The organism is Sagittula sp. (assembly GCF_052825245.1).
Genome location: NZ_JBRBWD010000035.1, coordinates 19,421 through 40,716, shown reverse-complemented (window position 1 = coordinate 40,716; position 21,296 = coordinate 19,421). Strand labels below are relative to the sequence as shown.

The 21,296-nt window shown below is 64.6% G+C and carries 17 protein-coding genes; 12 read left to right on the top strand and 5 right to left on the bottom strand.

From position 1 onward, the window contains the following. The 5 genes from ACU0DV_RS15450 to ACU0DV_RS15430 are packed head-to-tail and all read left to right on the top strand — an operon-like array spanning position 1 to position 6,298. Entirely contained in the window at positions 1-972 is a 972-nt protein-coding gene (locus ACU0DV_RS15450; RefSeq protein WP_370312728.1) for a sugar-binding transcriptional regulator, read from the top strand. Then, positions 969-2,687 (top strand): glycerol-3-phosphate dehydrogenase/oxidase, encoded by a 1,719-nt coding sequence (locus tag ACU0DV_RS15445; RefSeq protein WP_446269949.1) that lies wholly within the window; start codon positions 969-971, stop codon positions 2,685-2,687. The genes ACU0DV_RS15450 and ACU0DV_RS15445 overlap by 4 nt, the downstream gene beginning before the upstream one ends. Then, positions 2,684-4,225: an FGGY-family carbohydrate kinase gene (locus ACU0DV_RS15440; protein WP_446269948.1), complete on the top strand. Its 1,542-nt coding sequence runs from the start codon at positions 2,684-2,686 to the stop codon at positions 4,223-4,225. Before ACU0DV_RS15445 ends, ACU0DV_RS15440 begins: the two co-directional genes overlap by 4 nt. After that, complete coding sequence (gene lsrF, locus ACU0DV_RS15435; protein WP_370312725.1) at positions 4,218-5,108, top strand: 3-hydroxy-5-phosphonooxypentane-2,4-dione thiolase; 891 nt, start codon at positions 4,218-4,220, stop codon at positions 5,106-5,108. Before ACU0DV_RS15440 ends, lsrF begins: the two co-directional genes overlap by 8 nt. Next, complete coding sequence (locus ACU0DV_RS15430) at positions 5,105-6,298, top strand: class II aldolase/adducin family protein (protein ID WP_446269947.1); 1,194 nt, start codon at positions 5,105-5,107, stop codon at positions 6,296-6,298. Before lsrF ends, ACU0DV_RS15430 begins: the two co-directional genes overlap by 4 nt. Before the next feature lie 208 nt (positions 6,299-6,506). Here the strand turns inward: ACU0DV_RS15430 and hisN are convergent, their stop codons facing one another. After that, on the bottom strand, positions 6,507-7,313 hold the full coding sequence (gene hisN, locus ACU0DV_RS15425) for a histidinol-phosphatase (protein ID WP_446269946.1): 807 nt from the start codon (positions 7,311-7,313) through the stop codon (positions 6,507-6,509). 204 nt (positions 7,314-7,517) lie between these two features. Here hisN and ACU0DV_RS15420 point away from each other — a divergent pair, with 204 nt between their 5' ends. The 6 genes from ACU0DV_RS15420 (at position 7,518) to ACU0DV_RS15395 (ending at position 14,558) form a co-directional block, all read left to right on the top strand. Next, positions 7,518-8,525, top strand: a complete 1,008-nt coding sequence (locus ACU0DV_RS15420; protein WP_446269945.1) for an ABC transporter substrate-binding protein — start codon at positions 7,518-7,520, stop codon at positions 8,523-8,525. An 85-nt stretch (positions 8,526-8,610) separates the two neighbouring features. Beyond that, a complete protein-coding gene (locus tag ACU0DV_RS15415; RefSeq protein ID WP_446269944.1) occupies positions 8,611-9,645 on the top strand; it encodes an ABC transporter ATP-binding protein in 1,035 nt (344 codons plus the stop codon). Next, positions 9,642-11,312, top strand: a complete 1,671-nt coding sequence (locus ACU0DV_RS15410) for an ABC transporter permease subunit (protein ID WP_446269943.1) — start codon at positions 9,642-9,644, stop codon at positions 11,310-11,312. Before ACU0DV_RS15415 ends, ACU0DV_RS15410 begins: the two co-directional genes overlap by 4 nt. 3 nt (positions 11,313-11,315) lie before the next feature. After that, complete coding sequence (locus tag ACU0DV_RS15405; RefSeq protein ID WP_446269942.1) at positions 11,316-12,065, top strand: DeoR/GlpR family DNA-binding transcription regulator; 750 nt, start codon at positions 11,316-11,318, stop codon at positions 12,063-12,065. A gap of 798 nt (positions 12,066-12,863) precedes the next feature. Then, a complete protein-coding gene (locus ACU0DV_RS15400) occupies positions 12,864-13,910 on the top strand; it encodes a TRAP transporter substrate-binding protein (RefSeq protein ID WP_446269941.1) in 1,047 nt (348 codons plus the stop codon). A 42-nt stretch (positions 13,911-13,952) separates the two neighbouring features. After that, positions 13,953-14,558, top strand: coding sequence for a MarR family winged helix-turn-helix transcriptional regulator (locus tag ACU0DV_RS15395; RefSeq protein WP_446269940.1), 606 nt, complete (start codon positions 13,953-13,955; stop codon positions 14,556-14,558). 14 nt (positions 14,559-14,572) lie between these two features. Here ACU0DV_RS15395 and rraA read toward each other — a convergent pair whose 3' ends face one another. From rraA to ACU0DV_RS15375, 4 genes are all read right to left on the bottom strand, one after another. Next, entirely contained in the window at positions 14,573-15,100 is a 528-nt protein-coding gene (rraA, locus tag ACU0DV_RS15390) for a ribonuclease E activity regulator RraA (RefSeq protein WP_446269939.1), read from the bottom strand. Then, a complete protein-coding gene (locus tag ACU0DV_RS15385) occupies positions 15,097-16,749 on the bottom strand; it encodes an FAD-dependent monooxygenase (RefSeq protein WP_446269938.1) in 1,653 nt (550 codons plus the stop codon). The genes rraA and ACU0DV_RS15385 overlap by 4 nt, the downstream gene beginning before the upstream one ends. Positions 16,750-16,760: 11 nt before the next feature. Beyond that, entirely contained in the window at positions 16,761-17,837 is a 1,077-nt protein-coding gene (locus tag ACU0DV_RS15380) for a cupin domain-containing protein (RefSeq protein WP_446269937.1), read from the bottom strand. A 179-nt stretch (positions 17,838-18,016) separates the two neighbouring features. After that, positions 18,017-18,490 carry an Lrp/AsnC family transcriptional regulator gene (locus tag ACU0DV_RS15375; protein WP_446269936.1) on the bottom strand — a complete coding sequence of 158 codons (474 nt, stop codon included), beginning with the start codon at positions 18,488-18,490 and terminating at the stop codon, positions 18,017-18,019. Positions 18,491-18,615: 125 nt separating this feature from the next. Here ACU0DV_RS15375 and mdeB point away from each other — a divergent pair, with 125 nt between their 5' ends. Continuing rightward, positions 18,616-21,288 (top strand): alpha-ketoglutarate dehydrogenase, encoded by a 2,673-nt coding sequence (mdeB, locus tag ACU0DV_RS15370; protein ID WP_446269935.1) that lies wholly within the window; start codon positions 18,616-18,618, stop codon positions 21,286-21,288. Positions 21,289-21,296 lie beyond the last annotated feature (8 nt).

Here is a 21,296-nt window from a genome sequence, read left to right as displayed (position 1 = left end):
ATGGACCAGCTTCAGGACATCGCGCAGGTGCGCCGGATCTACACCGCGCTGACGCTGCATTACGTGGACGGGCTGACGCAGGCCCAGGTGGCGGAACGGATGGGGCAGAGCCACTCCACCGTGAACCGGATGATCAAGGCCGGGCACGAGATGGGCATGGTGGAAATCACGATCCGCTCGCCCTTCCAGGACCATCTGGCACTCGAACGCGAACTGGCCGAGATCTCGGGCCTGCGCGAGGTGGTGATCGAACCCACCGCCTCCGACAACCCCGAGGCGGTGCTGGCCCGGGTCGGCAGCACCGCCGCCGAGCTCTTGGTGTCGAAGCTGAAGCCCGGCATGACCGTCTGCCTGACGGGCGGCAAGGGCGTGAGCGCCTGCGTCGCCGGGCTGCGGCAGGTGGTGCCGCTGCGCGGCATGACGGCGGTGCCCGCGACCGGACTCGTGCAGGGCAAACACTATACGGATGTGAACCACGCGGCCGCCACACTGGCCCGGGCCTTCGGCGGCGAGGCGGTGCAGATGCTCTCGCCTATGTTCGCCGAGACCGAGGAGCAGCACGCCATGATCACCGGCATGAAGACGGTCAGCCGCGTGATGGAGGCCGCTCGCGCCGCCGACGTGGCTCTGGTCGGGATCGGCGGGCTGCGTGAGAAGGCGACATCCTATTTCGACCTGCACCGTGACGTACCCGCCGAGGAAGAGGCGCTTTATGCCTCGGGTGCGGTGGCGGAACTGATGGCGCATGTGCTCGACGCGCGCGGCGAAGTCACCGACTACGTGCGCAACCGGCTGGTGGTGGCGATCTCTCCGGCGGACCTGGCCAAGGTGCCGCTCAGCATCGGTGTCGCCGCAGGCCAAGAGAAGGCGGAGGCCATCTGCGCCGTGGTCCGCGGCGGCTACATCAACACGCTTGTGACCGACGAGGTCACCGCCCGCTCCGTGCTGGCGCGCCTGAAGGAGGCCGGATGACCCTTTCCATCGTTCCCCCCATGACCCGCGCCGCGCGGCTGGATGCCATGGACGGCGCCGCGCCGAAGGTGCTGGTGATCGGCGGCGGTATCAACGGTGCCTCCGTCTACCGCGAGCTGGCGCTGAACGGCGTGCCGGTGATGCTGGCCGAGAAGTCGGATTTCTGCGCGGGGGCGTCCTCGGCGCTCAGCCGCATGGTCCATGGCGGGTTGCGTTACCTCGAGAACGGCGAGTTCGATCTGGTGCGAGAGGCGCTCGACGAGCGTAACCGGCTGCTCAGGAACGCGCCGCATCTCGTCGGACCGCTGCGCACCATCGTGCCGATCGACAGCTGGATCTCGGGCGCGCTGAACGCGCCGCTCAGGTTCCTCGGTCTCAGCAAGGCACCGTCGCGGCGCGGCGCGCTGCCCGTCAAGCTGGGCCTGTCGTTCTACGATCTTTACACGCGCGGCAAGGGCGGTCTGCCGAAGCATGAGTTCTGGTCCTCGGGAAAGGCGAAAGCACGATTCCCCTTCCGCCCGGAGGTGCGCTGCGCGGCCACCTACTTCGACGGCCAGGTGAGTCATCCCGAACGCGTGGTCACCGAGATCTTCGAGGACGTGGCGCGGGCCGGCTGCGACGCGGTGGCGCTGAACCATCTCGAAGTCACCTCCATCGGCACCGAGGTAGCGCTGACCGACCGTATCGGCGGACGGAAGATCACCCTGCGCCCCGAGATCGTCGTCAACGCCACCGGAGCGTGGATCGATCGGACCAACGCTCGGGCCGGGGCGAGGGAAGACATGGTGCAGGGCACCAAGGGCGCGCATCTCGTGCTCGACCATCCGGACCTGCGCGAGATGCTCGGCGACGACATGGTGTATTATGAAAACATTGACGGCCGGATCTGCATCATGTTCTGCCTGCACGGGATGGTGCTGGTCGGGTCGACAGACATCAAGGTGCCTGACCCCGACGCCGTGCGCTGCGAGGCGGATGAGCAGGCTTATATCCTCGATGGCTTGTCCTGGGTCTTTCCGGGCGTGACCGTGAAGCCGGAACAGGTGCTGCACGTCTTTGCCGGGGTGCGTCCGCTGCCGGTCAGCGGGGCAGGGACCACCGGACAGATCCCGCGCGGACATTTCAACCGCTGGACCGAAAGCGACGTGCCGGTGCTCAGCATGATCGGCGGCAAGTGGACCACCTTCCGTGCGTTCGGCGAACTGGCGGCGGATCAGGTGATGACCCGCCTGGGCATTGCGCGCCGCACCGGAACCGAGGCGCTGCCCATCGGCGGCGGCGCAGACTACCCCGCCGACCGCGCCCTCTGGTGCGCGCAGGTGGCCGAACAATCCGGGCTTTCGCCTGACCGTGTCGCGACGCTGCTGGAACGGTACGGCACGCTGGCGAGGGCGCTGGCACATGCCTTTGCCTCCGAACGGATGTTGTCGGGCCTGCCGGGCTACAGCGATGCCGAGATCGACTACGTCATCGCCCACGAGCAGGTCGAACGGCTTGCCGATCTGGCACTGCGCCGCACCACGCTGGCCTTGGCGGGTGCTCTGGACGCCGCTGCGCTCGACGTTCTGGCCGACCGCCTCGCACGGGCAAAGGGCTGGAGCCCGGCACAGCGCGCGCAGGAACTCCACAACTTCCGCGTCACGCTCGCAGAGACACACGGGGCCGACCCGAACCGGATCGGCCTGCATCGCAAAGGGGAGGTTGCGGCGCAATGACGGGGTATCTGATCGGCGTGGACGCCGGAAACACCATGGTGAAGGCGGCGCTCTTCGACCGCACCGGGACAACGCTGGCCGTCGCCTCGCGCAGCTCGGAAACGTTGCAGCCTGCGCCCGGCTTTGTCGAACGCGCTCCCGAAGGGCTGTGGCAGGCGGCCAGCGGCGCGATCCGAGACTGTCTGCAGAAGGCAGGCGTCAGCGGGGCCGAGGTGCTTGCGGTGGGTGCGGCCGGTCATGGTAACGGGCTCTATCTGCTGGACGAAGAGGGCAGGGGGCTGATCGGAATCCAGTCGATGGACAACCGCGCCGAAGCTCTCGCCACGCAGATCGCCGCAGCCCACGGCGACGCGATCATGGCCCGCGCCCAATCGCGGCCCTGGCCTGCGATGACCCCTGTGCTGCTGCGCTGGATGGCCGAGGACAAGCCCGATCTGATGGCGCGGGCGCATCGCGCGCTGCTGTGCAAGGACGTGATCGTGCATGGTCTGACCGGCCGCATGGGCTCTGACGTGTCGGACCTTGCGGGTGCGGGCCTTCTGGCGCTGCCCGCGCTGCAATACGACGACGCGCTGCTGCGCCTCTACGGTATCGAAGCGCTGCGCCCGATCCTGCCGGAGCCTGCGCAAAGCGATGAGGTCGTCGGCCACGTCACCGCCGAGGCAGCGATGGCCACAGGACTTTCAGAAGGCACCCCTGTGGTGGGCGGGCTGTTCGACGTGCTGGCCTCGACACTCGGGGCGGGGACATCGCGCGCAGGCGAGGCGTCGATCGTGGCGGGAAGCTGGTCGATCAACCAGATCTTTGCGACCGCGCTGCCGGAGGAGCCACGCGCGCTGCTGGCCAGTGTCCTGGGGCGCGACACCTGGGTCAGTTGCGAATGCTCGCCAACGTCGGCGGCTAACCTCGAATGGTTCGTGCAGACCTTCCTTTCGGCCGAGGCGAAGGCCCTCGGGGAGGATCCGTTCGACCTGTGCAATCGTCTCGCCGCAGAGTCGGACCCGGCCAGGGATCTGCCGGTCTTCCACCCTTTTCTTTACGCAGGGCCCGTACCCGGCGCGCGTGGCGGCTTCAACGCGGTGGGCGCCTGGCACAGCCGCGCGGACATGGTGCGCGCGCTTTACGAAGGCGTGGCCTTTGGCCACCGCGCCCATTTCGAGATCCTCGATCCCGAGCGGCGCTTCCGCACGGCGACCCTTTCGGGCGGCGCGGCGAAATCGCCGTTCTGGGCGCAGATCTTTGCCGATGCGCTGGGGATGACCCTGCACCTGTCCGACTGCGTCGAAACCGGCGCGCGCGGAGCCGCCATCGCGGCGGCCATCGGCGCGGGGCTGTTCGACAGTTTCGACGAGGCGACGCGGACCATGGCCCGCCATGTCACCGACGTCACTCCAGACCCCGCCGCGCAGGCGCAACTGGACACGAGATACCGGCGCTGGTGCGCCTATCGCGATGCACTGGGGGCGGCTTGGGCGGCACCTCAGGTGGACGCCTGCGAGCCACACAAGACACAAGCTGAAAGGACATCACATGGCTGACCTCGACGACATCATCGACGGCAAGGATTTCGGGCTGAACACACCCGCCAGGAACGAGCCGTTCTTCCTCAAGGGCGCGGGCGCCTATGACTGGGGCATGCAGAACCGGCTGGCGCGGATCTTCCGCCCCGACACCGGGCGCACGGTCATGCTGGCCTTCGACCACGGCTATTTCCAGGGGCCGACCACCGGGCTGGAACGGGTCGACATCAACATTGCACCGCTGTTCGACCACGCCGACGTGCTGATGTGCACGCGCGGGATGCTGCGCACATCGGTGCCCGCATCCACCCGCAAGCCCATCGTCATGCGCGCGTCGGGTGGCAACTCGATCATGTCCGAACTGTCGAACGAAACCATCGCCGTCGACATGGAAGACGCGCTGCGGATGAACGTGGCGGCGATGGCGGCGCAGGTCTACATCGGCTCGGAGTTCGAGCACAAATCCATCACCAACATCATCAACCTGATCGACCGCGGCAACCGGGTTGGAATGCCGACCCTCGCCGTCACAGGCGTGGGCAAGGACATGGCCCGCGATGCTCGCTATTTTGGCCTGGCCACCCGCATTGCCGCCGAGATCGGCGCGCAATACGTCAAAAGCTACTACGTCGAGGAAGGCTTCGAGAAGGTCTGCGCCGGTTGCCCGGTGCCGATCGTCATCGCGGGCGGCAAGAAGATCCCCGAGGACGAGGCGCTCGAAGTCGCCTGGCAGGCCATCGACCAGGGCGCGGCGGGGGTCGACATGGGACGCAACATCTTCCGCGCGGGCGATCCGGTGGCGATGATCCAGGCGGTGAGCGCCGTGGTGCACGATCTGCTGCCGTCGAAGCAGGCGTTCGAGATGTACAAGGACATCAGCACCCGCAAGGCGGCGGCATGACGATGGGCGAGGCCGATACGCTGCTGGCCAGCCGTGTCGAAAGCTCCAGACAGCTCGGGGGCAACCCCGAGCTGGCGATGCATGGCGGTGGCAACACTTCGGTGAAGGCGGTGCGCGACGGGCGGCGGGTGCTGCACGTCAAGGGTTCTGGCTGGGATCTCGCCACGATGGAGCCGCAGGGGATGCCCGCGCTCTGGCTCGATCCGCTGTTCGAGGTGCGGGACGGTCCCCGCCTCAGCGACACCGAGATGGTGCGCTTTCTGCGCGCCAACCTGCTGGACCAGACTGCGCCCAACCCCTCGGTCGAGACGCTGCTGCACGCCTATCTGCCTGCGCGTTTCATCGACCACGGCCATGCCTCTGCCGTGCTGGCGCTGGCCAACCGTCCCGAAGCGGAGCAGCGCGAGACGGTGCGCACGCTTTTCGGCGACGACATCGTCTTCCTGCCTTACGTTTTCCCTGGCTTCGATCTGTCGATTGCAGGGGCCAGAGCTGCCGAAGCGGAGCCGCAAGCGACCGGCATGTGGCTGGCGCAGCACGGCCTTTTCACCTGGGGCGACAGCGCCGAGGAAAGCCTGTCACAGTTCCACGAGGTGGTCGCCGTCTGCGAACGCCACCTCGCAGCGCGCGGTGCTGCGCTGATGGCGCCGACCGGCCACGAGGGCAATACGGCCCTGAACGCGCTCCTGCCGCATCTGGCAGAGGCGCTGACGGGCGATGTCTTTGCCAGCCTTCACTGTGATGCGCGGGGGGATGACCGGCTGGTCGCGCTCTCCGGACAGGACGGGATGGCCGATGCTGTGAGTCGTGGCACGGTGACCCCTGACCACGTCATTCGCATTAAGCCTTGGCCGCTTGTTCTGGATGCCGGTGCCGGCCTTGGCGCGGTCCGCGATGCCGTCGCGAACTTCGGTTCAGCGTATGAACAGTACTTCCGCGATCATGAAACAGGCTCCGAAACCATGCTGGACGTTCTGCCGCGCGTCGTCTTCGTGCCGGGTGCGGGAGTGATTGGGCTGGGACGCACTGCCGCCGAAGCGCGGATCAACGCGGACCTCGCCGAGCAGAACCTGCGCGTCGCGGCCTCTGCCGAGGCGATGGGAGGCTATGAGCCACTGCCGCGCGCAGAGCAGTTCCGCATCGAATACTGGGAGCTGGAGCAGGCGAAACTCCGCAGAAAGAAGGCCTGAGGGACCCGGCCGCGATGATCGAATGCTCGCCGTGAACGCCCGCACCGTCTCAGGAGGGTCGTTCACGGTTGGGCCGTCACCTAGCTTTCTGGTCGGACGTCGAAGCGCAAAGCACGCACGCCCGAGCCGATTGGCGATTTCTGTCAGCCTTCGTGATCTGCGGACTTGCCAGAGTCCGAGATGAACGTCGTCCTGCTGAAACGTCAGATCACGGCCGGTTTGCGGTCCCGGCCAGTGCGGACAGTGCTTCGGCATGCAGTTGGGCGCTGGCTGCCGCGATGACTTTTCCCTCGGAGGTCAAAGTCAAAGGACGCCCCTCCCAATCCGTGATGACCCCGCCAGCTCCTTCGATGACAGGCACAAGCGCCATGTAATCGTAAGGATGCAGGTTCATCTCGACCAGCAGATCGACATGGCCGGAGGCGAGCAGACCGTAGGCATAGCAATCGCCGCCGAACCGCCGCATCGCCACCTTCTTTGACAACGCTTCGAATCGCTCAAGCCCCGACGGATCGAAGCTGTCGGGACTGGTTGTGTAGAGGATCGCCTCGGACAGGTGCTGCCGCCTGCTGGTGTGGCACGGGCTGCCGTTGAACAAGGTTGGCCTGCCGCTTTGGCCGGTCCAGCGCTCGCCCGTTGGCGGGATGGAGATCACCCCGATGTCGGGTACACCGGCGGACAGGCAGGCGATGAGCGTGCCGAAGCTGGGCATACCCGAAAGAAAACTCTTGGTGCCGTCGATCGGGTCGATGACCCAGACCCGGTCGGCGTCCAGCCTGGCGTCTTCGTGCTCTTCTCCCAGGATGCCATGGGCGGGGAAGGCTTCGGCAATGTGACGCCGCATCGCAGTTTCGATGGCGCGGTCAGCCTGCGTGACGGGGGAAGCGTCCGCCTTTGCCTCGATATCCAGAGGCTTGCGGAAATAGCGCATCGCCATGGCGTCGGTCGTGTCCGCCAGGGTCCCCGCGAACTCTGCCAGCCGTTCCGTCTCGGAGAGGTGGGGATGGGTCTGCATGAAAATTCCTCAGTTCCGGGGGCCGGCAGGCTGCAGGCGTCCGCTTTGAAATTTAAACGTAGACAAATGCCACAAAAACGCAAGACTACACATATTACCCCACGCCCGGCATCGGGCGAGATAATCAGAACGGGTCTCTGAAAAGGCCCGCGGACGACCCGGGCGCAGGTCCGGACCTGGATGTGGACCAACAAGGAGATGATCATGAAGACCTGGATTCCGACCGCCGCACTGTCGCTGGCAGCCCTCGGCCTCGCCGCCCCGGTGCTGGCTGACGAGCTGACTGTCTACACCGCGCTCGAAGAAGAAGAGATCGCGGCCTATGTGGAGGCCGCTCAGGCTGCCATGCCCGACACCGAAATCAACGTGCTGCGCCTGTCCACCGGCAAGCTGGGCGCACGGCTGCTGGCCGAAGCGGGCAATCCGCAGGCGGACGTGATCTGGGGCTGGGCGGTCAGTGCCATGATGGATCCCCAGATCCTCGAGATGCTGGAAACCTACGCGGCCAAGGGGGCCGACGTGCTGCCCGAAACCTTCCGCGATGCGGACGGCAAGTGGTTTGCTCCCATTGGTTACATGGGTGCATTCTGCGTGAACACCGCCCGGCTCGAGGAAAAGGGCCTGCCGATGCCGTCCAGCTGGGCGGACCTCGAGGATCCCGCGTTCAAGGGCGAGGTGCTGATGCCCGACCCGAACTCCTCCGGGACCGGCTACCTGCATGTGAACGCCGTGCTGCAGAGCATGGGCGAAGAGGCCGGCTGGGCACAGCTGGAAGCCATCGACCCGAACATGGCGCAGTACACTTCCTCCGGCTCCAAGCCCTGCAAGTCGGCCCGCGTTGGTGAATACACTGTCGGTATCTCGCTGGCCTTCACCGCGATGCAGTCGATCGAGGAAGGTTACCCGCTGGCAATGGTCTTTCCCGAAGGCGGCGTCGGATACGAACTGGAGGCTTCCGGCCTGATGGCAAGCACCGACAATCCGGAAGGGGCGAAAGCCTTCCTTGACTGGACCATGTCGGACGAGGCCATCGGTCTCTACCAGCAGTACAAGGCGCTGATCACCGTACCGGGTGTCGATGCCTCTGCCGCAGCCGAGGCCGCCGGGCTGCCCGCGGATATCTCGACGATCCTCGCGGATATCGACTTTGTGAAGGCCGCGACCGACCAGACGGCCGTGAAGGAAGAATGGAAAGAGAAGTTCGGCCGCTAAGGCCTGGCATCGGGGCGGCATTGGTCGCCCCGACCCCTTGCAGGCGGTCGCGGGCCGACTGCACGCCCAAGGAAAGCAAGACCCAATGTACCTGACCGTCCGCGACGCCACCAAGACCTATGGCACGTTCACCGCGCTCGACCGCGTATCCATCGGGATCGACAAGGGTGAATTTGTCTGCCTGCTCGGGCCATCGGGGTGTGGAAAGACCACGCTGCTGCGGCTGATCGCCGGTCTGACGGATCTGGACGGCGGAGAGATCACCCTCGAAGACGCGAACCTGTCACAGCTGCCCGCCCGCAAGCGCGGCTTCGGCATCGTGTTCCAGTCCTATTCCCTGTTCCCCAACATGACCGTGGCCGAGAACATCGGCTACGGGCTAAAGATCCGGGGCGCTGCGCCCGGCGACATCGCTGCGCGCGTTTCCGAACTGCTGGACCTCGTGAAGCTTCCGCAGGTCGCAGGCAAGATGCCCGGTCAGCTATCGGGCGGGCAGCAGCAGCGCATCGCACTGGCCCGGGCGATTGCCGTCGATCCGCGCGTTCTGCTGCTGGACGAGCCGCTATCCGCACTCGACGCCAAGGTTCGCGCCGAGTTGCGCGACGAGATCCGGCAGGTGCAGCGCACCCTCGGCATTCCGACCCTGATGGTGACTCACGATCAGGAAGAGGCTCTGGCCCTGGCGGACAAGATCATCTGCATGAACCACGGCATCGTCGTGCAGGCTGGCACGCCGGAGGATCTGTACCACCGGCCTGCCACGCGGTTCGTCGCGGAGTTCATGGGCATCAGCAATCTGCTCCCGCCCGACCATGTTGCGCAGCTGTTCCCGGACCTTATGCCAACCCGGCCAGCGACGGACGTGGCGCAGCTTGCCTGCATCCGTCCGGAACAGATTGACCTCGTGCCACTGGCGGACGGCGCGGCCACGGTGCGCAGCATCAGCTTTCTCGGCAACCTGCGGCGGCTTCAGGTTGACACCGCGGTTGGACCGTTGACCGTGGAAACCCATGGCGCGAACCCCTGCCGCGCGGGCGACCGCGTCGCGCTGACCGTTGCGCCGGACGCCTGCACATGGGTGATCGACGATGCGACCCCGCGCAAGGCGGTCCCGGCATGAATGCGTCCGACACGATACGGGCGCAGGCCAGACGCAAGCCCCTCGATGCCGACCGGCTGCTGACCGCCGTTTGCGTCGGTCTGCCGCTTCTGGGGCTGATCCTGTTCTTTGCCTACCCGATGCTGATCGTCTTCCTGCGTTCGATCACGGTCGGCGACAGCTACGGCCTCGGCAACTATGTCGAGGTGCTCGGGTCTTCCGGGTTCTGGCGTGCGACGCAACATTCGCTGGTCATGGGGGCGGCGACCACGCTGGTCAGTGTGCTTCTGGGCTTTGTCATCGCGCATGGCCTTTATCGCTGTGCCTTTCCGGGCAAATGGCTGATCCGGGCGGTCATTGTCCTGCCGCTGCTGGCACCGTCCCTGGTTCAGGCGCTCGGGCTGATCTTCCTGCTCGGCCGCAACGGTGTTGTCAGCCGCGCGCTTGGCATCGAGATCGAGATCTACGGCTTCTGGGGTCTGCTGATCGCCAACACGCTTTATGCTCTGCCGCAGGCGGTGATGATCATCGGCGCGGCGCTGGTGCTGCTGGATGCGCGCACCTACGAGGCCGCCGATGTGATGGGCGCCTCGCCCTGGCGGCAGTTCCGCGACCTGACGATCCCCTCGGCGCGCTTTGGTATCCTGAACGCAGGCTTCGTCTGCTTCACCATCACGATCACGGATTTCGGCAATGCGGCGGTGATCGGGGGGGACTATTCGGTCTTGGCGACCGAGATCTACAGCCAGGTCATCGGCCAGCGCAATTTCAACATGGGGGCCGTGGTGGGGATCATGCTTCTGCTGCCCACGGTGATTTCCTACACCATCGAACGTCAGGCGATGAAGCGGCAGCAGGCCGGGCAGACCACCGGGCAGGTGCCCTATCGCCCCGTCTTTGCGCCGTTGCGGGACCTGTCCATGGCGGCGCTGTCGCTGCTTATCTGCGCCTGTATCGTCGCGGTGATCGGCATCGTGGTCTATGCCAGCTTCGTCACGCTCTGGCCCTACAACATGGCGCTGTCGTTCAAGCATTACGACATCACGCTGGCGGGCGGGTATTCGTCGCTCTGGATGACCATCGTCATTTCGCTTGGAGCGGCGGCGGGCGGGACCGTGGCGGTGTTCCTGCTCGGGTTCGGGTTGCGGCGACTGCCGCAGGCGCTGGCCCAGCCGGTCCAGATCCTGGCCGCCATGCCGGCCGCCGTGCCGGGAATGGTGCTGGGACTGGCCTATATCCTGACCTTCAACTCCACGGCGACACCGCTTTACCTGCTGTACGGCACCGCAGCGCTGATCGGCATCGTCAATTTCTACCATTACCACACACAGGGCTTCCTGACGGTGATGACCGGCTTTCGGCAGCTCCCCCCGGCGCTGGAGGAGGCCGCGGGCAGCCTTGGCGCCGGGCTGGGACGCACCGCCCGCGATGTCGTCGCACCCTTCATCGCGCCGATGCTGATCTCCGTGTTCTTCTTCCTCTTCATGCGGTCCATGGTCACCCTGTCTGCCGTAGTGTTCCTGACGACACCACAACTGAGCGTCGCCGCCGTGACGATCATGCGGCTGGACGATGCCGGGCTGACCTCGCAGGCTGCAGCCTTCTCGACCTGCGTGATGGCGGTTGTCTGCGGCGCGGTCCTGTCTATGAAAATAGTCCTGGCGCTGATGCGGCGTCGCGGAGGCTGAGGCATGTGGGCAAAAGAGCGTCACCAGAGGATCTTGCTGATGCTGGGGGCCAACCAGCAGGTCAGCGCGAACGACTTGGCCGAAATGCTCGGCGTCTCGCGCGAAACCGTGCGCCGCGATCTGCTCGACCTGGAAGAGATCGGCAAGGTGGCGCGGGTTCACGGCGGGGCCGTCCTGCCCGAGCCCCGGAGCGAAGACCCGTTTCGGCAACGCATGGCAACCCAGATCCGGGCAAAGACCGAGATCGCGAAGAAAGCGGTCGGCCTTGTTCAGCCCGGCCAGACGATCATGGTGGACGCAGGCTCGACCACCGCCGTCTTCGCCCGGGAGCTTGCCAAAGTTTCCGGCGTCTCGGTGATCACCAATTCGCTGGATGTGGCCACCACGCTTCAGGCCGGGGGTCTCGATGCCGTCTTGCTGGGCGGGCGAATTGCTGCGGATGTGCCCGCGACGGTGGGCGAACTCACCCTGTCCGAGATAAGACGCTTCGAAGTCGACATCTGTTTCTCGGCCCCGGTGGCCCTGCACCCCGCCAAAGGATCGTTCTTCTACGACCTGCAAGAAGCAGAGATATCGATCGCGATGGCTGCTCAGGCGACACAAACGGTGGTTCTCGCCCATCATACCAAGCTGGGAGCCACCAGCCGCGTCCGAGCGTGGGATGCGGACGGGATCGGAACTCTGGTCACCAATCGCGCCGCTCCCGACGAGATGCTGGGCCAGTTTAGAGACGCCGGTATCGAAGTCATCTGACGTGCTTTGTCGGTCCGTCTCTGCTGTCCGCTGCGGCGGCCGGGCCAGTCCCTGAACGCGCAAGATGACGAGAGTCTGAAGCTGACGGCGGCTGGAGAGGCGTTGCGCTATCCGGGGCTTTCGCGGCGCGTTCCGGACCACTCCCTGCAGGATTTCCGGACACAGGATGCCCCGGACGTCCGCACTTTGAGTGTTGCCTGTCCGGGCCGCTTCTCCATGGCCTGATATCCGCGCGCAGTTGCTGCCGAAGAAGGGCGGAAGTGCTCTCCTCGCCGCGCCGGCCGTTCAGCACGATCTTGATCTTCGTCTTGGCCGGGCCATGCTTGCGCGTTTTCCGCTGGATGCCCCCGTCCAAATTGTCGGCGGCAGTCTTCGATGTTCCGGATGTCTTGTTTCCCTTTGCTCCAGAATGGTTTCGACAAACCGGAAATCCTCCGTTTCTCAAACTCCTAAATCTGTTTGCTTGGCACTGACGTCAGACAATGATCGTACCGCTTCCGACCCAGGTGCCCGGCGCTCCCTTGTTGGCGGTTCATGCGGTCGGTCGGGTCAGCGACCTGCGACCTCTCCTGAACTCCGGCATAGAGCTGAGGCCCGGACAGTTGGATCCGTACTGACCCGGGTCTGCCATCAACGGTTTTGCCCGGAGGGCGAACACTTTCCTGATTCAGATTGAGAGACGGAGGTCCGTGTCTACCCTGATTCCAAGTTCGGAGCGAGATGGGACTGGCGTCTGGACGTCATCGCCCCACGGCTTCCGGGCAACGCCGGTGATTTCCGGAGAAAAGGGAGGAAAGAATGTTCAATAATCGCAAAAGCGTGCGGAGTGCTGTCGGTCGTGGTCTGTTGGGCTGTGCGGCCGCGCTGGCGTTGTCATTCGTGACAGGACAGGCAGCTCAGGCGAAGGACTCGCTTCGTTTCACCACCAGCCTTCCGGCGCCATCTTTCATCTATGCCGATATCCTGTCGGTCTGGGCGCAGCGTGTCATCGACGATTCCAATGGTTCGCTGGACATCCAGATGTTCCCCGCGGGAACATTGGGCCGAGATCCTGCCGCGCATCTGGATATGGCGCGCGACGGCATCGCCGACATATCGTACATCGTACTCGGCTACACGCCCGGCGCGGTGAACGAGGCCACGATCATCGAGCTGCCCGGGTCCACGCCCAGTGCGACGGCCGGATCGCTTGCTGCGACGAAGATGGTCGAAGAGGGGCTTTGGCCGGGGCAGGGCATGGAAAACGTCAAGGTTCTCGGCGCATTCTCCACCGCTCCGGCGATCCTGACGACCGTCGACAAGGTCGACACGCTCGCGGGGGTCTCCGGCAAGAAACTGCGGGGCGCAGGTCCGACGCTGCTGGCAACCATCAACGCCATCGGCGCGACGCCTGTCGGTGGCATCACCTCGCCCCAGATCGCAGAAAGCCTGTCGCGCGGACTGATCGATGGCACGATCAACGAGTGGGTTGCGTTGACGATCTTCGGTGTGGCCGAAACGGCAAAGAACCATCTGGACATCAACCTCGGCGCGTCGCCGATCATGGTGGTCATGAACAAGGACAAGTACGACAGTCTGCCCGAAGACGCCCGTGCGGCGATCGACAAGAATTCGGGTGAACCGTTCGCGCGCCTATGGGGCGAACAATTCGACGCTTCCATCGAAAAGTTCAGATCGGCTGCGATGAAAGATGACACGCGCAGCTTCTCGACTCTCTCGGACGAAGAACAGGCCCTTTGGGACGCAAAGCTCCAGACGGTCATCGACGCGTGGATCGCTGAAACGCCGAACGGCCAGGTCGTTTACGACGCGTTTACCGCGGCTGTGAGCGAGGCCGCCGAATAGCCGGGTCCTCCCGTCGGTGGCATGGTCCGTAAGCGGCACGCCATGACCACCGGACCCCGGGGCGGCAGAGCACATCTGCCGCCCCTTTTTCATGAAGTTCTGCCCGGCGACCGTACCAGATTGAACAGCGTGCTGCCGGATGTCAGAATGGACCGCGACCAATCATCAACCCAGAGCAGAGCCTTGAAAGCCAGCGAGATTTACGACCAACCCGGTTACCTGCTGCGCAGAACCCATCAGGTGGCGACGGCAGCGTTCAGTCAGGCGAATGCCGACGTCGATCTGACCGCCGTGCAGTTTGCAGCGCTTCTTCACATCCGGGATACACCCGGCATAGATGCCACGCGCCTTGCCGAGGCGATATGCTTCGACCGAACCACGATCGGCCACGTGATCGGCCGGTTGGAGGCCAAGGGCCTGATCATCCGAAGAGAAGGCTCTCTGGACAAGCGCACCAAACAGTTGCGTATCACGGCCAGGGGTTCGGACCTTCTGACCAAGGTAGAGCAGCGGGTGCCGGCGATTTCGGACACGATCCTGGCGCCCCTCAACGCCGCGGAACGGCAAGAGCTGCTCAGACTGCTCACGGTTCTCGAACGGCATTTTCCGGGGCAGGGGGGCGGAGGCACCACCAAGGGCGACTCATAGGAGTCTACTGGCGCTCAGACCGGGGCCGGCGGCGTTTGGGTTTCGACATCGAGAAAGTCGCGCGAGATCATAACCGCATCCTCGTCGCAATACGCCCAGTCACCCGGCGCAATCCGCAACGCCCCGAATGCGATCTCTGTGCCGCGTTGTCCGTCTGTCGCAACCCATCCGCGCCGCGCCGTGGTGCCGAGAGCCTTCACACCGATGTCCACGGCATTGATCCCGACGCTGTCGCGGATCAGGCCATTTATGACGACGCCGACCCAGCCATTGTCAACCGCAATCCCCGCAAGCCTGTCGCCCATGACTCCGACCCGCATCGAACCTCCGGCATCCACCACAAGGACCCGGCCGTTGCCGGGGGTCGAGACCGCTTTCAGGACCGGCGTGTGATCTTCGAAGGTCGTCAGGGTCTCGACCTGTCCCCAGAAGCTCGGGCGTTGCCCGAACGACCGAAATTGCAGCGTCGAAACCTGAAGGCTTTCGGGATGTGCGTCGTAGAGGTCGGCCGTGCAGATGGGTTGTGAGCGGGGCTGGGTCATGAAAGCTCTTTCGTCTTGATCGTGGACTTTGCGGAAGGGGCCAGACGGCGGCCGCTGACGGTGGTCCAGACGTCCTCTGGGCGGTCCGGCAGGAGGTCGCCGCGCCAGCAGACGTGGCCGTCGGGTCGCACCAGCACGAAAGCGCATTCATACAGGCTACGCAGGTCTTTGTCGCGGTACTGGACCACCCGGACCGGGATTCCCAGTGCGTTGCCCGCTTGGGCGAATGCGTCGGCGCCCGTGCTGTCTTCGGTGACGACCAGTGTGAAGCCATGGCCGTAGTCGTCGAGGATCGAACGGCCATCTGCGAACTCGAAATGCGGGGCGCGCGATCCGGGCCGCGTGGTCGGGATATAGACCATATGGTCGTCCGGCCCTTCGAGGCTGCCGTCCTCGACGACGATTGGCGATGCGCGATAGCGGTGACCAAGCTGGATGCCCGGAGTGACGAACTCACGCAGGCGCAGCGCGAACAGACGCTCGCGCATGGCGCTGCGGGCGGCGTCGCCGGCCTCGCTCTCCTCGTCGAGGATCGGATCAGGCTGCACCATATGGTCGAGCACGCGGTTGTTCGCCGCTTCGTTGGTGTTGCGGATGGCGATAGGGCGCCGTTCGGCCTCGTATGTATCGAGAAGAGCCTCGGGTGCCCAGCCCTCGCTGACGGCTGCGACCTTCCACCCGAAATCGACCGCATCGCCAAAGCCGGTGTTGGCGCCGAAACCGCCCTTGGGCCAGCGCAGGTGTGCCGCGTCGCCCAGGATAAAGGCGCGGCCTTCGCGATAGCGTTCCGCCACGACGCGGTGCCCGGACCAGGGCTGCGCCTGGATCACCTCGAAGTCGAGGTCCTCGCCGATCACCGAGCGCACCAACTCTGCCGGGTCGAGCTGTTCGACCTCTTTGGCATAGACCGACAGCCGCCATTCCCCGGCACCGTCGACCGAGGTCAGGTAAGCCCGCCTTTCATCCTTGAGCGTATGAACCTGCGCCATGCGGTGACCGAACATGGCGTCGATCCGGTCCGCCAGACCCGTGCAGCGGAAATAGGTGGCGAAGTTGTAGCCTTCGCCGAAGGTCCCGACAAAGCGGATGTCGAGCGCCTTGCGCACCGCGCTGCGGCCGCCGTCACAGACCGCCAGCCACTTGCCGCGAACGACGTAGCACTGACCGTCCGGCCCGGTGACCGTGCAATCGACGTGGCCGTCCGCCTGTGTGAAGGAGTCCAGTTTCGTTTGATAGCGCAGGTCGCCGCCCCGGCGTTCCGCCGCCGCGCGCAGGGCCGGATCGAAGGCCTTCTTGGGATAGAAAAAGCCGCCCTCGGGCGAGTAGGGGTCTGCCTTCGGCGCACCAGAGTTGGATGTCCCGGTGAAAAGTGCCAACGGTTTGCCCCCGAGACTGGTGCAAAAGCCCATGTTTCGCGGCATGTCCTGGGGAAAGCCGTCGCCATAGCGCAGTTCATCCGCGATACCCCATCTGCGCAGATGCTCCATCGTGCGCGAAAAGAAGTTCTCGCCCGCCGGGAACCAGACCTTCCCTTCACCCTGCTCGACAAGGATGTAGTCCACCCCGCGATAGCCAAGTTCGTTGGCGAGGAAGAGGCCGACCGGCCCCGCTCCGATGATGACAACGGTTGTTTCGTCGATCCTGGTCATTCCGGCTCTCCTCAACCGCGCCGCTCGCCAACGGCTTCGCGGTAGAAGCCGAAGGCCTGAAGGATGGGGCGGTCGCTGTAGGAAAAGAGAACCGCCTCTCCGTCGATGCTCCAGTGTTCGTGCTCCATCCACGACGGTATCACGAAGGTGTCGCCCTCTTGCCAGAGGATCTCCGTATCCCCGACAAGCGACCCGCCGCCGCCTTCGGCCACGTGGTAGATCGTGCTGGCGGTGTGGCGGTGCGACTTCGTGTGCTCGCCCTTGCGCAGCAGCTGGAGGTAGGCCGAGATGGTCGGGAGGGTGGGGCCACCGTTATGCGGGTTCACATACTGCATGATGATGCCGTCATAGGGGCTGCCCTCGTCCTCGCGCAGAGCGTGCAGGTTGGCGCGGCTGTCGGTCCAGCGATAGTTCAGGATCGGCGACTGGCGCGGTTCCTTCGGCTGTTCCCAGGCGGGTTTCATGCCACGGCCCCATCTGTACAGGCTGTCCTCGGCGTTGCGGAAAATCGGCTGGGTCTGCTTGTTGCCGTCCTCGTAATCCTCAAAGAAATTCGCATCGAGCAGGTTCACGAAGGGCAGATCCAGACCGTCGAGCCAGGCCATCGCACGGTCGGACTCGTTGCCGTGATCGTGCCATTTCCACGCGGGCGTGGTGACGAAATCGCCCTTCTTCATGACTGTACGTTCGCCGTCCACCGCCGTGTAGGCGCCTTCGCCCTCTATGATGAAGCGGTGCGCATTCGGCGAATGCTGGTGACTGTCCGCGATCTCTCCGGGCATCAGGAACTGGATGCCGCCAAAGATCATCCCGACGGTGCGGGCGCTCTTCTTGTCATAGCTCGGGTTGATCAACATCAGCACCCGGCGCTCGGCCTCTTGCGGGGTGATCAGATCGCCGCCACGCAGCATCATTGGCTTGATTTCGTTCCAACGCCAGATATGCGGCACGGCGGCGACGTTCGGCTCTGTCTGGGCGGCGGCACCGAGGTTGAGCCACAGCGGGATGATGCTCATCTTGTCCAGTTCGTCGTGGAAGGTGTCGCGCTGCGCCTGAAGATCGTTCGGGCGGTCGGTCATGGTCGGCATGCTGTGGCTCCGTTGGTTGTTCGACTGGGTCGGAGAACACCCGTAATCCCCATGCCCCGGCCAAGGCGCTTTGGCGCCAACGGTCGACAGCCGACTACGCTCTCTCCACTTTCTGACAGTGTGCTGTCAAATAATCGAACGTCAATTTCTTCGGCCGGTCTGTTCGGAGCGCGAACAGGCTACGAGGCCATGCTGATCTCTGTCTTGTACTTGACCTGTTTGAGCGCGAAGCTGGACTTGATGTTGGCCACGCCTTCGATGGTCGAAATCTTCTGCACAATGAAGCGTTCGACCTCGGCATTGTCCCGCACGAGGATCCGCACGAGGTAATCGCTGTCTCCCGTCATGAGGTAGCACTCCATCACCTCGGGGAAGGCGTGCATCCTGGACTCGAACGCTTCGAGTGCGCGTTCCACCTGCCGTTCGAGAGTGACCTGAATGAAGACGCTGACACCCAGCCCGACCCTGTCGGGATTGACCAGCGCGACATAGCGGTCGATCACGCCGGATTTCTCCAGGGCGCGCACACGCGCAAGACAGGGGGAAGGCGAGAGGCCGACCCGCTTCGCCAGATCCACATTGCTTTGCCGGGCATCGTTCTGAAGCTCGGCCAGGATTTTTCCGTCGATCCTATCCAGCTCTTCTCGCGGCATAAATTGCTCCTCTGGTCGAATATTGCAGCACGCTATGCCGAATGATGCAGCAAGCTCAAACGTTTTCAGCACCACCTGCGGTACGTTGATCAGTACGCTGCCAAAATGCAGGAGCAGGAGGAAGCATGTCCGAGTCGATCACCCATCAGGATGCAGATCCGGAAGAAACGCAGGAATGGCTCGACGCCTATCGGGCCGTATCCCAGGTGGGTGGCGGCGCACGGGCAAGTTTCCTGCTGGGCAAACTGGAGGAAGCTGCGCGGCGGGACGGCGTCTTTGCGGGGGGCGGGCTGCCCTATTCCTCGTATCGCAACACGATCCCGCTGGCCAAACAGGGCGCCTATCCCGGCGATCTCGAGATCGAGGAGAAGCTGACTGCCATCATGCGCTGGAACGCGCTTGCGATGGTCGTGCGCGCGAACAAGGCTTACGGCGAACTGGGCGGGCACATCGCGTCCTATGCTTCGGCCGCCGAGATCTTCGAGACCGGGTTCAACCACTTCTTCCGCGCGCCGTCCGACGGGTTCGGCGGCGATCTGGTCTATTACCAACCGCATTCAGCGCCAGGGGTCTATTCCCGGGCCTTCCTCGAAGGTCGGTTGAGCGAGGGGCAACTGGCGAACTACCGGCAGGAAACAAAGGGCGGCGGGCTGTGCTCTTACCCGCATCCTTGGCTGATGCCGGATTTCTGGCAGTTTCCGACCGGCTCCATGGGGATTGGACCGATCAACGCGATCTACCAGGCCCGGTTCATGCGATACCTCGAAGGGCGCGGACTGGCCGAGACGGCCGGGCGTCACGTCTGGGGCGTCTTCGGCGACGGCGAGATGGACGAGCCCGAGTCGATCGCCGGCCTGACGCTGGCCGCGCGCGAAAAGCTCGACAACCTGACCTTCATCATCAACTGCAACCTCCAGCGGCTCGACGGGCCGGTGCGCGGCAATGGTCAGATCATCCAGGAGCTGGAGAGCCTGTTCGTCGGCGCCGGCTGGAACGTCATCAAGGTGCTCTGGGGGTCCGAGTGGGACAATCTTTTCGGGCGGGACAGCGAACTGGCCCTGCTGCGCCGTTTTGCAGACACGGTGGACGGAGAGTATCAGGACCTCGGGTCCAAGGACGGGGATTACAATCGCAACAAGTTCTTTGACCGGGATCCGGCGACCCGCGCCCTTGTCGCCCACATGACGGACGCCGAGATCCACGCGCTCAAGCGCGGCGGGCACGACTTCCGGAAGCTCTACGCCGCTTTTGCCGCCGCTAAGGCACACAAGGGCCGTCCGACCGTGATCCTTGCCAAGACCAAGAAGGGCTATGGCATGGGCAATGCGGGCGAAAGCCGGATGACCGCGCACCAGTCCAAGAAGCTGGACATGGAGGCGCTTGTCGCTTTCCGCGACCGTTTCGACCTGCCGCTGACCGAACGCGACCTTGAGGAGTTGCGGTTCCTCAAACCCTCCGCCGACAGCGCCGAGATGAAGTATCTCCACGCACGGCGCGAGGCGCTTGGCGGGTACATGCCGCAACGCCGTCGGATGACGGACGATGCGCGCCGCCTGAAGGTGCCGGCGGCCGAAACTTACTCAAAGTTCGCCCGCGCCGCGGATGGCAAGGAAATGTCCACGACCATGGCCTTCGTACGGATGCTGGGGGCGCTCCTGAAGGACAAAAGCTTCGGCCCCTCCATCGTGCCCATCGTCGCGGACGAGGCCCGGACCTTCGGCATGGACAACCTCTTCCGCCAGATCGGGATCTACGCGCCCGACGGCCAGCTTTATGAGCCCGAAGATGCCGGTTCGATGATGTACTACAAGGAGGCCAAGGACGGTCAGCTTCTCGAGGAAGGCATCACCGAGGCGGGGGCGCTGTCCTCATGGGCAGCGGCGGGCACGGCCTATTCGATCCACGATACGCCGATGGTGCCCTTCTACATCTATTATTCGATGTTCGGTTTTCAGCGGGTCGGGGACCTGATCTGGGCCGCGGCCGACCAGCGCGCGCGGGGCTTCCTGATCGGGGCGACGGCGGGCAGGACCACCTTGTCGGGCGAGGGGTTGCAGCATCAGGACGGGACGTCCCATCTGTCGGCCAGCGCCATCCCCAACTGCCGCGCCTACGATCCGGCCTTTGCCGGTGAGCTTGCGGTCATCCTCGACCACGGCATGCGCCGGATGATGGAGGAGCAGCAGGACGAGTTCCACTACATCACCGTGATGAACGAGAACTACGCCCAGCCCGACCTCAAGCCGGGGGCGGAGGAGGACATCATCAAGGGGATGTACCTTTTCGACCGGCGTGGCGACGCAAAAGCTGAAAACCGCATCCGTCTGATCGGCTCGGGCACGATCCTGAACCAGGTCGTCGCCGCGGCGGATGTTCTGGCGGAGGATTACGGCATCGCCTCTGATATCTTCAGCGCAACCAGCTGGAGCGAGCTCGAAAGGGACGCCCGCGCGGCGGACCGCGACCGCCGGTTCGGTACGGACGCGCGGGAAAGCCACGTGGCTAAGATGCTCAAGGGCGGCATGCCGGTGATCGCGGCCAGCGATTATGTCCGCGCGGTGCCGGGCCTGATCGCGCCCTACATTGATGCGCCGATGACCATCCTCGGCACCGACGGCTTCGGCCGGTCCTCGAACCGGGTGAACCTGCGCGACTTCTTTGAGGTCGACGCCAAGAATATCGCGCTCGCGGCCATCGCAGCCATGGTGAAGGCCGGTCACCTCGACGCCGGGGTCCAAGCTGAGGCGATCCGGAAACTCAACGTGGACACGGGCGCTGCCGCCCCGTGGACCCTGTGAGGTCCGCC